The 14,566-nt window shown below is 42.6% G+C and carries 5 protein-coding genes; all 5 read left to right on the top strand.

The genetic code is table 11. The features are described 5' to 3' along the window. The 5 genes from CDG60_RS12895 to CDG60_RS12875 all read left to right on the top strand — a co-directional run bounded on the left by CDG60_RS12895 (position 1) and on the right by CDG60_RS12875 (position 14,511). Positions 1–3,738 (top strand): prealbumin-like fold domain-containing protein, encoded by a 3,738-nt coding sequence (locus tag CDG60_RS12895; RefSeq protein WP_160117049.1) that lies wholly within the window; start codon positions 1–3, stop codon positions 3,736–3,738. 208 nt (positions 3,739–3,946) lie between these two features. Next, positions 3,947–4,438 carry a hypothetical protein gene (locus CDG60_RS12890; protein ID WP_087511862.1) on the top strand — a complete coding sequence of 164 codons (492 nt, stop codon included), beginning with the start codon at positions 3,947–3,949 and terminating at the stop codon, positions 4,436–4,438. A 56-nt stretch (positions 4,439–4,494) separates the two neighbouring features. Then, positions 4,495–7,293 (top strand): isopeptide-forming domain-containing fimbrial protein, encoded by a 2,799-nt coding sequence (locus CDG60_RS12885; protein WP_087511861.1) that lies wholly within the window; start codon positions 4,495–4,497, stop codon positions 7,291–7,293. A 106-nt stretch (positions 7,294–7,399) separates the two neighbouring features. Further along, entirely contained in the window at positions 7,400–13,417 is a 6,018-nt protein-coding gene (locus CDG60_RS12880; protein ID WP_227542881.1) for an SdrD B-like domain-containing protein, read from the top strand. Then, entirely contained in the window at positions 13,417–14,511 is a 1,095-nt protein-coding gene (locus CDG60_RS12875; RefSeq protein ID WP_087511860.1) for an OmpA family protein, read from the top strand. The genes CDG60_RS12880 and CDG60_RS12875 overlap by 1 nt, the downstream gene beginning before the upstream one ends. Positions 14,512–14,566: the final 55 nt, after the last annotated feature.

Genomic DNA, 14,566 nt, shown 5'->3' with positions numbered 1-14,566 from the left:
ATGAAAAAAGTACTGGGAAAAAGTTTCTTATTCGGGGTGCTTTCCTGCATCAGCATTTCATCTGCATACTCAGCCAATCCGGGTGCAATGACTGTTGATGTCTCCCGTTTTGAAGTGACTGCTGTAGATACACCCTCAATTACCAAAGGGCACAGTGGTGTACAGACTGCAACCATTACAAATTTTGGACCATCGGCTGCAACGGGCACAGTCGCTGAAGTAAGGGGAGCGACAACAACGGGTGTAACGATTACCGGTGTAACCTGGGGAGCGGCAGATACAGTCTGTCCATTAACTGGTACGGTATACAGTTGCAGTGTCGGTGGTTTAAGTGTTGGTTCTACTTTTGATGTTAAAATTACTTATGCAGTCGCTCAGACTGCAACCACATCTACCTCAGTACAACAGACGACTTTAGCTGTAAAAAGTAATCAGGCAAACCTTGGTAGTGGTGCTGGTGAGAGTATTCACAGAGTTTGGGGGCGGGAGGGGAGTAGTACAAGTGCGCCTTCAGCTTATGATGCTTTTTGGGTTGGTCGAACTGCAAATGGAACTTGTACTGTTAACAGAAATTCTAATGGTGTGATTACTTCAACAACTTGTGGAACATATTCATGGGAAGGGACAAGTTTGATCGGTGCATGGCCATTAGCAGAAAAAAACCCCATAGGACAGTACCTTAGGACTGCTGCATCAAATTCCGAACTTGGAGATACTTATTACTTTGTATCTAGTGCCAATAAACCAGAACCGACGTTTGTTGACCTTGTTACAAATTTAATTGGTTATACAAATAGTCAAGTTACCTTAGCTGAACCTTCTAATAAGAGGAACTCATATACTAATAATTTACGTGCTTGGGAGTTTGAAACTTATGTTTATATTCCTAATGGAACAAGTGAAGTTAATGCTTGTGTTGGTACGCAAGGTTCACATATTGATGACGGAGCTTATATTACGATTCAAAAATCAAATAATGGAGTTTTAACAAATTCAGCTTTAATGTCAAATTCCAGGGAAAGTGTGAGGGATTCTTGGGATTCTGATAATCCTTATGTGGTGAGTTCTACTTTGACAACAGGTGGATATTATAAAATTACTTATCGAATGGTAAATCAAAATTCAATAAATAAATATGCGCAAGGATTATATGGACCCATTGGAATGTCGTTCAGTGGTGGAACATGTAGTAATACAGAATTACAGAAACTGTTGGAAACAGGCTTTCCAACCACCATTACTGTTCTGGATAAGGCAGACCTGGCTATTACCAAAACAGTTGATAAAGCAACTGTAAAAGTTGGTGACTTACTTACCTATAAGTTGAAAGTATGGAATAAAGGTGTTGCTGCTGTCACGGGTGCAATTGTTACTGATAATGTACCGGCAGATTTAGCCAGTGTGCAGGTTGTATGTAAGGCAGTGGGGACTGCAACATGTCCGGCTTCTATTTCAAATATAAACAATTCCAATAGCCGCAGCATTACTTTGGGTTTATTGCCTTTGGTTGGTAAAGATTCAAATAATAATGATGCCAATTATCTTGAATTTACACTGACAGGTTTGCTTTATAAAGAGCCATCTGGGACTTCAGTTTCAAATACTGCAACCATTGCATTACCTGCAGGTCTGACGGATACGGATCCAACCAATAACACTTCTACAGTATCAACTGTAGTTACCAAAAACACACCTATTACAAATGGTGAATCTGAAAATATGTGTGTAAGTGCTCAGTCAGTGAATTTAATAACCGATACAAAATTTTATTCATATATTGACAATAGTATTTTAAGTTCACAAGGATTTGCAGTAAATCCAGCTATATCACCTTATTCAGTTGCTTATGGTACAGGAGCTAATGGTGCATTACAGTTACAGGGGAAAATTAACTGGTCTTATGGAAATCCTCGAGTCACAGGTTCAACACTTAAAATTTATGTAAATGGTACGCCGTATGCTGTGCTGACGACTCCAGGTGCCAGTGTAAATAATGATGCTACATTTACTGCTTTAAATGGAGCAACTGTAACACCAGTAAGTTTTACTGTTGGTCAATATAATACTGCGCCATCAGCGGTTAATTTCACTGTAACTTTACCAACGACAGTTGTGTCCAGTTTAAGTACTTTAAATGTGGATTTTCAAAATATCAGTCCTAACAAAAGTGCAAATGATGCGGGCGATGACATTGGTTTCAGTCTCAATAATTTAAATGTCTGTTTAAAACCAACCTTTGAGTTAAAGAAAATCTCAGAGGGTGGTACGGATGCTTTTGAATTTGAAAACTTCAGTAATCTGGCTGCAAATGCTTCATATCAGATTCAAAGTGGTGAAGTGGTGACAACAGTTGTTGGTTCAGCTCAGAATGTCCGTTTGAAGAACTCTGTTTCACCGGTGGAGAATGGTTTCACATCACCAGTTTATGCAGACGCAAATAAAGCGATTTCATTTACTGAGAAAGAATCGGGTCTGTATTCGCTGCGCAGTGTCGAATGTACTGATTCAAATACCAGTGTGAGTGGAAACGTTGCAGGCAATCTCGCTGTACGCCAGGGAAGTACAGTGACACTGGATGCATCAAAGGTAAAATTTGCATCGAAGCTGATCTGTAAAGTCACCAACGAAAAGAAAGCGGGTTATGTATTCAGTGGTCGTGTGATCAATGACAACAGCGGTACAACTCAGGATGCAGCCAAGGCATATAACGGTGTTGCTGACTCAGGTGAAGTCGGTATTGCTGGAAGCCGTATAGAGTTGCAGAACTGTAGTACCAAAGAGGTGTTTGCATCTGCACAAACCAATGCAAATGGTGGTTTTGAGATCCGTACTTTGCAGAATGTATTTGATGCAACCTCAAATAATGTTTGTCTGGTTCAAAAAAATGTGGATGGTTATACATCGGTCAGCAGTGCAAAGTCTGCTTCTGTAACAGCAGTTGTTGATGCAGGACATGATCTGTTTACGGTCGAAAAAAATGGGACAGCCAGTGTTTATGATGGTTTCCTTTTTGGTGATGCACAGCTCCAGCTGATTCTGACGCAGAATGGTCAGAAAAATATTTCAGCAGGTGATGTGGTTGACTATCCACATGAAATTATTTCAAACAGCGTACACAAGCTGGGTGCTCTGACTTCTTCAAATATACAGCAGCCATCTGGTCAGGACTGGCAGAGCATGATCTACCATGACACTAACTGTAACGGCCTGGTCGATGTAAATGAAAAACTGTATTCAGCTGCATTGCAGAATACGCAAATCATGCCAGGTCAAAAAATCTGTCTGGTACAGAGGGTTGTCTCATCTGCAGCTGCTAAAGCCGGTGACAGTCTGACCGCGGAGTTTAAGCTGGACTACAGCCAGAATTATGAGGGTAATACACCAGGAAAATCAAATTCAGTACATGACATCACCACAGTCGGTTCGGCTGGACTGGATATCAAAAAACAGGTTCGTACAGTGAATGCATGCCCATCTACATCTGCAGATACGGCATTATTCACGACGGAAAATACCGCAAAGAAAGAACAGTTCCTGGAGTATCAGATTGCATATACAAACAGTTCGGCTAAAAAACTGATTGATGTTGTGTTGAAGGACTCTGTGCCGCTTGGAACAGAATATAAAACCTGTACAGAAAACTGTACCCAGACTGGATCGTCACTTACATGGGATATTCCTGGGACGCTGTTACCTGGAGCGAGAGGAAACGTACTGTTCTGTGTGAAAGTTCAATAGTTTTAGGGTGGGAGGCTACACGTTTAGTGTAAATCTGAAAATGTGTAGTTAGTCCTGTGAAAACAGATAATTAAAGTTACATCAAATTTAATTAATGATTGAAAACATGGTTAAAATTTGTTTAATATAAGTTGTATTTTGTATGTTTTTCATAGAAAATTGTGACTTATATTAACAAAATGTAATTTTACTTGCAGTGGATCTAAATATGCTGAAAGCAACTGTTGCGCTGAAGGGTTTAACCCTCAGTCTGGTTATGGGAATAGCAGCTACACATGCTGTGGCAGCTCAAAATAATGCTAAAGAACCCGTGTCTATTGAACTTAAAGCGTTCAAAAAAACAGTGGACACAAAAGGAAAGGTCAAGTTTGTTTCTGCGGAAGCAACCAAGCCAAAAGATATCATTGAGTACCGTGCAACATATACCAACAACACTGCAGGTAGTATCAAAGGTTTGAAAGCGACACTGCCTGTTCCAGCAGATACTCAGTACACAGGTGTCAGCTCTCCGGCAGGTGCGCTTGCAAGTACAGACGGGGTGAATTTTGCAGCGACACCGCTGAAAAAAACAGTAAATGGAAAAATTGTGGAAGTTCCACTGAAAGACTATCGGGCTTTACAGTGGCAGGTTGCAGAACTGCCATCCAAAAAGTCTGTGACTGTAACTGCACAGACTAAAGTTAATGCTGCAGACGATTAATTTTTAACTTTTTAAAAGCAACTTAAACATAACTCCTTTTGGGGGCGGGGACTATAATGTCAAATCCTATTCAAACTTTAAAGCGTAACAGCTTGTCTTTGTCCGTAGCGGCAGCGCTTGGCGGTCTGGCACTGGTTTCTACCGGTGCACAGGCTGCAGCACCAGCAGCAGGGACTCTGATTAAGAACGCCGCGGTGGCGACTTATACAGAAAATGGTACAACAACAACGTTGAAGTCAAACGAAGTTGAAACCAAGGTTCTTCAGGTGGGTTCATTCACACTTGAATCTGATCGTACCAAAACAGCGAATCAGAATGCTGAAGTGGTTATGCAGCACATCCTGACTAACACCGGTAATGGTACAGATACATTTACACTGACTATCGGTGATGTACTGACAGGGGATGATTGGAACTTCCAGAAAGTTGAAGTGTATCTGGATACGGATGGTAATGGTACAGCAGATGGTAAACCACTGACGGCTACGGATAAGATTACCCTTGACGCTGGCAAATCCATGAACCTTGTGGTTGTAGCTAAAACACCACAGGCAGCAAATGCTGCTACTGCAGGTCAATTAAAACTGACCGCAGAAAGTGAAAAAACGATTGGCACCCTGAAATCACAGGACAATACTGATACTGTAACTATTATTACAGGTGCTTCTTTCAGTGTTGTAAAAGCAGTCAACGTCCAGGCTATTGATACAAGTACTGCTGCTCAGACTGTTACTTATGATTTGAAATATAAGAACAGTGGTAACGGTACTGCAAATCTGGTGATTGAAGATGTGCTTGACAGCAAGCTGGCTTTTGTCACTGGTAGTGTAACTCTTGATGGTACTGTTTTGACACCATGGGATGGTACTGGAACAGCTCCGACGACGAATCATTATCAGGTTGATGGGCAGAAACTGACATTTACTTTGGTTAACGTTGCTTTTGGTAAAAACGGTATTGTAAGTTTTAAAGCTAGCGTTGCTAAGGGAACTGTACCGGGTGATATTACAAACATTGCAAAATATGACAATGATGGTCCTGATCCATCAACTGGTGGTTATAATCCAGATGACCCAACCAACAATACAATTGTAACGGTAGAGGGTAATCATAACGGCTTTATCAGTGACAGTAGTGATATTACAAAAGATAAAGGCGGTTGGACGGATAAGATTACGCTTAAAAGTGTGACAGCAGGCAGTTCAATTGACTTTGGTAGTGGTACAGAGTCTACAACTGCGACTGATACAGGAACTGACCTGGAAGTTATCTATATTCATAACTCAGGAAACACTACAGATACCTTTAAAGTTGAAACTTTAGCATCAACTTTCCCTGCGGGCACAAAATTCTCATTCTATAATGCTTATGGCAACGCACTGACTTCGAGTATTGGTCAGGGTGTGGATACTGGACCACTTGCTCCAGGTGCTAACTTTAAACTGCTTGTACGTGTAGAGTTGCCATCAGGTATTGAAAAAACAACAGCGAGTGAAGTAAAAGTAAGTATTACTTCTGTAGCTAATTCAGCTAAAAAAGATGATTTAACACTTGAGATTCAAGAGATTACAAAAAATGCTGTTGACTTGAGTAACGGTAGTGGTGATCACAATGGTAAGCAGGATGACGCAAAAAATGCTGGTGAAGGACCATATGACCCAGCTGATGTTATTGATTCAGAATCTACAAACCCAGGTGTAACTGTTAAGTTCCCGGTAGCTGTAACTAACCATGGTGCAAAACCTGAAGAATATCTGTTCAGTACAGTGGTTAAGACAACTGACGGCACACCTGTTGATTTAACTGACTGGGTTGTTGAGTACTTCAAAGAGCCTGCACAGAATGGAACAACCTGTTCAGGTACACCTGTAACAAGAACAGGCAGTGTTCAGCCAACAACAGCGACTTCAGATAAAACTGAATATTACTGTGTGAAAGTAACTCCACCTAAAGGTCAGGACGCTGGATTATATGATGTAATCTTCAGTGTGACATCTTCTGCTGGTGTGACAGACAGTATGAAAGATCAGGTGACTGTAAATGCGGTGCGTGAGCTTGTATTAACTGAAGATCAGCATGGTACTGTTTACCCAGGTGGTGTGGTTCGTTATGAGCATACGCTGACCAACAACGGTAACGTGACAGAAGGTGCTGGTAAAAATGCTACTGATAAAAGTTACTTCGAGCTGGGTATTTCACATAGCGTAGATAACGGTTTCATTACGACTGTCTATGTTGATACGGACAAAAATAATATTTTTGATCCATCAGAAGATGCTGCATACAGTACCAGTTCAGCTGATTGGATTCATGCACTGAAAAAAGGTGAGAGCGTTAAACTGTGGGTGATTGTTCAGGCTCCAGGTACGGCAACCAATGGTTTGACTGATGAATCTAAAATCACAATTACAACAACCGGCGTAATAAATAAAGTTGCAGCACCTAAAGTTATCTATAACACAGATACAACGACTGTAGCTGCAGGTATCCTTGATCTGTATAAGACTCAGGCAGCATGGCCGACATGTGCAGACACACCTCCAGGCGCAATGCCAACAACAGGTAGTACTGCTGGTCTTGAGGCGAAACCAGGTGAGTGTATTGTGTATTTCATTACAGCAGAAAACCGTGGTGACCAGGTTGTTAAAGACGTTCAGATTAAAGACGTGATCCCGTCTTATACAACACTGAAAGCGCCTGCAACATTACCGGCTGATTTCAACAATACAGCAGGTACTAAAAAAGGTCAGTTTAACTACGATGCTGGTAGTACAAAAGATCTGATTACAGATAAATTTGATCTTGCGCCTAAAGAAGCTGCAGTACTTAAATTTGCTGTGCAGGTAGACAAATAATAATCCATATTTGCTTTTAGCAGATGGATGGACATGAACTTCGGTTCGTGTTCATCCCTATAATTTTTATATTTTGTTTTTTGAATTTTTTTGTTGGGGTACTGTCGTGTCAAAGCGATTTAAGCTGGGTAGTAGCAGTCAAGTAGCATTCTTGTTCACCACACTGGCATCGTCCATTGTACTGGTGAATCAGACCTATGCAGCCATGCCAGACGCTGGTGTAACGATCCGCAATACCGCTTATGCAAGTTACAGCACCTCCGATGGTGGATACTTTAAAGACGTTCCATCCAATACAGTGGGTGTAACGATTACTCCGTTGTATGTGATTGGACTGACAACGCCACCTTTACAGGAAGTTGATGCAGGCTCTAAAGTCATCTGGCTCAATGAACTCAGTAATGACAGTAATGCACCTGTTGATGTCCTGTTTGATCAGTTGGGTCATTCTGATTTAAGTAATATTAAAATATATCTGGACACTAACCGGGACGGGAAGTTTGACAGTTCTGACCAGGTGATCAGTGGTCCTGTTCACCTTGAAATCGGTGAAAAAGTAAATTTATGGGTTGTTGCAGATACTTTAACAACACTGCAGGACAACACACGTGTTGATTTACCTGTTCGTGCCTATACCGTACAGGACAACACTGCTGATGCAGAAGCAACAGATGCTCTGATCAGTTTTGTTCCACAGCTTATTGCAACTAAAACTGTAGATAAACAGCAGTTTGAACCTGTACCAGGTCAGTCGTATGATCTGAAGTACAATCTTGAAATAAAAAATAATTCTTCCAGAACATCAGGAACTACGGCGATTGATGTCGATGGTTCAAGCATGAATGCTGTACTTCTTGTGGATGAATTGCCAGCCAATACTGTCTTTAAATCAGCAAAACCAGCAAACTCAAATGCTGTTGTGCTATATAAAATTGCCAATAATAAATATACAAAGAATATTCCGTTGGATAAAAACCAGATCAATGAACTGGTGGTTGCATATCCTCAGGCTTTACCTGGAAATGCAACAGAAGCTGTAGAACTGATCGTGACCATGAACTCGAACATTTCGAGTACGACGCTGGTAAACCGTTTTACAGTCGAGCATGGAACAGCAACAGGTATTAAAAAAACCATTTCCAATGATGCGATTACCAATGTCGGCGGTCATTCGGATATCAGTAATAACTCAGGCGATTATTCCATTACCGTGGGATCGGGTACTGTCAAAAAACCATTGTATATTTCTGCCAATGGTGCAATGTGTAATGCTGAACGTAATACACTGGATAAAGTCAATATTAAGGTTCAGTCCACGACCACGGGTGACATTGAAAATGTTCAGAGCATAGAGACTGGACTCAATACAGGCGTTTTCCGTTTCGAGCTTCCAACACAGGAAAGCCAGACAGCAAATCCTGGAGATATGATTCTCCAGACCGTAAAACGTGACAAAGTTATTGTAAGTCTGACGGACTGTCTGGATGCAAATGGTACGTCCACCAAAAAAATTATAGATGTAAATACGGATGTATTGATTGATCCTTACGGCGTTGTATTTGATGCAAAAACAGGTCTGCCTGTTGCTGGTGCTACAGTTACTTTACGTGATGCAAACGGGCAGCCGGTTGGTCCAAATGTTGCATTTAAAGTGGATGAGATTACAGGGGCACTGATTCCAATAGATGCTGTTCAGGTGACGGACAGTGATGGTCAGTTTGTCTATCCGTTGGTGGAACCTGGTACATACAGCCTGCATGTGGATACCACTACCATTCCTGGTGGTATTACATATACATTTACCAGTGACCGTACTATTTATAACGATTTCGGTACCAGACCTGTAGACATTAACTGGTCTTATGGTGGTAATTTCAGCCTGAAAGCAGGTGATGCTGCACTTAATATTGATATTCCAATTGATCCTTCAGCATCTACAGCAGTCAATAATAACCTGACGGTCAAAAAAGAAATCAACGGCAGTAAAAATGCTGAAATTGGTGACTTCAAGGACTATACCGTTACTGTTGCCAACCAGGGCAATACTACTTTATATGATGTGGATATGAAGGATACTCTGCCAAGAGGACTGGTATATGTATCTGGAACCATGCGTGTGGATGGCAAGAAGGTTGCCGATCCACAGGGTGGAAAAGGACCTTATCTGACTTTGGGTCTGGGAACTTTGACTCCAAAACAGGAAGCAAAAGTTCAGTACAGAGTTTATGTGGGTCCAAATGCTTTAAGCGGTGATGGTGTTAACCGCGCACATGCCCGTGATCAGGCAGGCACTGTGTCAAATGAGGCACAGGCTAAGCTGAAAATCACCCCAGGTGTGTTCAGCCCTGATGGTTTTGTAGTGGGTAAAGTCTTTGCTGACTGTAACCGCAATGGTGTACAGGACAAAGGTGAAGCCGGTATTCCTGGTGTCCGTATTTATATGGAAGACGGTACCTTTGTAGTCACCGATCGTGAAGGTAAATATAACTTTTACGGTATCAAACCGATTACTCATGTACTCAAAGTCGATACCACAACACTGCCTGCAAATTCAGAAATGCTGCTGATCAATAACCGTCAGGCGGGTGATCCGGGCAGCCGTTTTGTTGATATCAAACGTGGTGAGCTGCATCGTGCTGATTTTGCAATTGCGGATGGTATGGGACAGTGCAGTGATGCACTTGCAGGTCAGATTGAGGAACGTAAAAAGAACATTGATGCTCAGCTGGATGCCCTGGAACAGGTACTGCGTGCAGATTTAAGTATTGATCCGTCAGTTACTTATGTTTCTGATGTACAGGGACAGCCATCAAGTGGCTGTATCAGTGCCGTTGGTGCATCAGCCAACTGTAATGTTGAATATAAAAAAGATCAGATCAAAGATGTTAAAACAGTTCATATCGAGCCTGTAAAAGCACCGGTTTCTCTTGATCTTGAGCAGGAATTACAGCGCTCTGAGTCAAATCAGCTCGGTATTCTGAACTTAAGGGATCAGCAGATATTGCCTGCTGCTCAGACTATGGTTCAGCTAAAAGGTGCTCTGGGCACAGATATTCAGCTTTTTGTAAATGACGAACAGGTCAGCGAAAAACGTATCGGTAAAAAAGCCGCTGCTGCTGATCTGGGTGTGGCTGGATTTGACTTTATTGGTGTGGCGTTAAAACCTGGTAAAAATAAGATCGAAGCCCGTCAGGTGGACAGCTGGGGGAATCTGCGTGATAGCCGTACAGTGACTGTGATTGCACCTGGTAATATGAATCAGCTGAGCACTCAGGTGGTGGAACAGCAGGCTTATGCTAACGGTAAAGATGTATTTCAGGTTGTCGTTAAAATACAGGATCAGAACGGAACACCGGTTGCGGCACGTACACCACTGACCATTGAATCCAGTATTGGTACGGTTCAGTTAACAGATCTTGAAAAAGATAAACCAGGCACTCAGATTTTTGTTGAGGGCGGATCGGTTGTTATTCCTGTACTGGCACCGACAGAAGCCGGTGAGGGCGTACTAAGAATCAGCAGTGGTATTTATGAACGCAGTATTCCTGTGCGCTTCCTGGCGGAACTTCGCCCAATGCTGGTTACAGGTATTATTGAAGGTTCATTTGCGCTGAATGATTTTGATCCTAAAGAGCTTGCAAAAACTTCAACCCAGGATGGTTTTGAAGAAGAACTGACAGACCTTTCCGTTTCTTCAGATGGGACTAAGGCAACCCGTGGTCGTGCAGCATTCTTCCTGAAAGGTAAAGTGCGTGGTGACTATCTGTTGACCATGGCTTATGACTCTGCCAAAGACAATAACCAGCGCCTGTTCCGTGATATCCGTCCTGACGAATACTATCCTGTTTATGGTGATGCATCTGCAAAAGGTTTTGATGCACAGTCCACAAGTAAGCTGTATGTCCGTGTGGATAAAGGTCGTTCATATGCTATGTACGGTGACTATGTTACACGTACAGAAAATGACGAAGGTCTGTCACTGGGACAGTACAGTCGTTCATTAACGGGTCTGAAATCCACTGTTGAGGGTGACCGTTACAAAGTCAGCGGTTTTGCATCCAGAACCAGTACAACTCAGATGATTAATGAGTTACGTGCAATGGGTGTTTCAGGACCATATTCACTGGGTATCAGTGCTGATGATATTCAGGAAAACAGTGAAAAAGTTGAAATCATTGTCCGTGACAGAAATAACCCGGGTCTGATTATTTCCCAGAAAACACTGTCCAGATTCAGTGACTATGAAATAGATAGTTATTCAAACAGTATTTACCTGACTACACCGCTCAGCAGTATTGATGAAAATCTGAACCCTGTATATCTGAGAATCACAGTTGAAACAGATCAGGGTGGTGATGAATATACAGTTGCCGGTGTTAACGGTTCCTTGAAACTGACAGAACAGGTCAGTGTTGGTGGATCTTATATTCAGAATGAAGATCCTGTCGATGAAGAGAAAATTGCCAGCGTAAATACAGTGGTTAAGCTGAATGAAAAAACTAAGCTGATTGCTGAGTATGCTTATTCAGAATATGACAGTATCAGCCTGGACAACCTGACCAAAGTCAATGCTTCGTCAGATACTGTTGGACCTCAGGATGGTTCTGCGGCACGTGTTGAACTGGATTATAAAAACCAGAATGTCGAGCTGCGTGCTTACCATCATCAGGCAGATACAGGATTTAAGAATGCATCGTCTTCAATCAGTGCCGGCCGTAAGGAAAGTGCAGTCAAACTGAATGCCCGTGTGGATAAACTGGGTGTGGTCAGACTGGAAACAATCCGGACTGAAGATACTGAAAATAACGGTGTGCGTAATGGTGTCAGTGCAACGATTGAACGTGCCATTACCCGGATTCTGACTGCAGAAATCGGTGTCCGTTATTATGAAGAATCTGTAGATGCGGCAAGTCAGTCCACATCAGGTATTTCAACACCTTATAACGGTACGACGGTCAGAACAAAGCTGAAAGCAAATCTGCCATTTAATGGAACAAGTATCTTTGCTGAATACGAACAGGATATTTCGGACAGCGAGCGTCAGGTCTTTGCATTAGGCGGTGATACCAATATCTATAAAAATGTTCATGCCTATGCGCGTCATGAGTTCATTTCAAGTATTGGTGGTCTGTATGAGTTAAATGATACTCAGAGCCGAAATACAACCGTATTTGGTCTGGACAGTCAGTATATGCGTGATGGTTCAGTGTTCAGTGAATACCGTGTCCGTGATGGCCTGAGCGCACGTGAAGCTGAAGCTGCGATGGGTGTGCGTAACCGCTGGCAGTTGAAAGAAGGACTGTTCTTCAACACGAGCTTTGAAAAAGTCAAAGTGATGGAAGGTGAAAATAAAGATTCACTTGAGTCCACTGCAGCAACGGTTGGATTTGAACACTTAAGTAATCCGCGCTGGAAAAATGTGGCTCGTGTAGAAGGTCGCTGGTCCAGTCAGTCTGACAGCTACCTGAATACATTGGGTACGGCTTATAAACTGACAGATGAAGTGACTCTGCTTGCCAAAAACGTACTGAATTTTACAGACAACAAGTCTGCAGATTCTGGCGATCGACTGGTCAACAGATTCCAGCTGGGTGCAGCATACCGTGATGTGGAAACCAACCGTTTTGATGCGCTGTCCAAGATCGAACACCGTTATGAAGACAATCAGTCAACATTGACAGATCCGCATAAACGTAACGTTTATCTGTTCTCGACACACATGAACTATCATCCTTCACGTGCTGTTCATCTTTCAGGACAGTATGCGGTGAAATATCTGGATGAAACGTATGACATGATCCAGACCAGCGGTATGACGCAGATGCTGAACGGGCGTTTTATGTATGACATCAATGAACGCTGGGATGCAGGTGTAAATTCAGGCGTGATGTGGAATGACGTGTCTGATGGCGTACGCTATATGGCAGGTGTTGAAGTGGGTTATCTGCTTGCATCAAATCTGTGGTTGTCGGGTGGTTATAACTTTACAGGTTATGACGATAAAGACCTGACGGATGGCGATACCACTATGCGCGGTGCTTATTTCAGATTCAGATTCAAGTTTGATGAAAATCTGTTTAATAGAAATAAGGCGTCTGTAAATAAAGCACTGGAGCCAAAATAATGCCATTCACAATGAATAAATACAGCGTATTGCTTGGTGGGCTTATTTTCTCAACACTGAGCTTTACAGTAAATGCTGAAACTCAGCCATTTCCAGCTGACAGCCAGTATCAGGCTGCATCGGCTCAGATACTGCATGAGCAGATAAAGAGCCGACTTTCCAGTGCATCTGAAGTGCAGGATCGTTATCAGCTCGAAAAAGCCAGTGCCTGGCTGACTTATGCAGACCATCAGTACAGTGAAAGAGGTTTTACTCCTGCGGGCAAAGAGGCTTTTGCACAGGTCAGTAAATTACTGCAACAGGAGCAGAAACCGAGCCTGACAACTGCTATTATTTCATCTTCGCAGGTCATGCGACGTGATCTGTGGTTACGTGCAGAACAGTTAAAACAGCAACCTGGTTTTTCCTGTGCATACAGATCGGTTGCGCAGGCGGAAGTAAATCTGGTCTGGGCAGCAGCAGAATACTGTGAACTGGGATGGAGACATTCCAGAGAAATCTTTGCTGCGGCAGAGCGGCAGATGGATCAGGCAGTTTATCTTGCACAGCAATGTGAAGGTGCATCAGGTCAGGTTCAGCAGCCATCGGTTGTGAAGCTGCCTGAGCTGAAACAGCTGAATGGCAGTATTGGGTGTGCCGGTGTCAATCCTGAGTTATGGCCTTTAAAAGCATCCGATGAAAAAGCACAGGAACCTGCAGTTATTCAGATTAAAAACACGGTGCATTTTGCGCTGGATAAATCGGTACTGTCACCAGAGTCCAAAGCCGTACTGGATGAAATTATTCAGGTCATGAAAGAACAGCCTGAGTGGTCTGTTACGCTTTATGGTTATACTGATGCCAGAGCAAATGCAGCCTATAATCTGAAGCTCTCTGAGCGTCGTATCGACTCAGTACAGCAGTATCTGACAGCTCAGGGCATCAACCCATCCAGAATAGCATCTGAAGCCCGTGGTAAAACAGATCTGATTGAGCATGATGATACCGTTCAGTCCACAGCAATGAGCCGTAGAGTGGAAATGCTGTTCACAGATGCTGAGGGTAAAGAAATCAAAACTGAAACTCAGTATTCGGATTTGCAGAAAGAGAAATAAAGCTGAAATATGACCCTGAGACGGTACTTGTCTCAGGGTTATTTTTTGCTATATT

The organism is Acinetobacter chinensis, assembly GCF_002165375.2.
GTDB lineage: Bacteria > Pseudomonadota > Gammaproteobacteria > Pseudomonadales > Moraxellaceae > Acinetobacter > Acinetobacter chinensis.
The sequence above is the reverse complement of the archived record's forward strand: the minus strand, read 5'-3'. Positions and strand labels throughout refer to the sequence as shown.

Bases quoted from the DNA above. Each gene is read 5' to 3' on its own strand.
- CDG60_RS12875 (WP_087511860.1), top strand. From the start codon at position 13,417: ATGCCATTCACAATGAATAAATACAGCGTATTGCTTGGTGGGCTTATT.
- CDG60_RS12885 (WP_087511861.1), top strand. From the start codon at position 4,495: ATGTCAAATCCTATTCAAACTTTAAAGCGTAACAGCTTGTCTTTGTCC.
- CDG60_RS12895 (WP_160117049.1), top strand. From the start codon at position 1: ATGAAAAAAGTACTGGGAAAAAGTTTCTTATTCGGGGTGCTTTCCTGC.
- CDG60_RS12890 (WP_087511862.1), top strand. From the start codon at position 3,947: ATGCTGAAAGCAACTGTTGCGCTGAAGGGTTTAACCCTCAGTCTGGTT.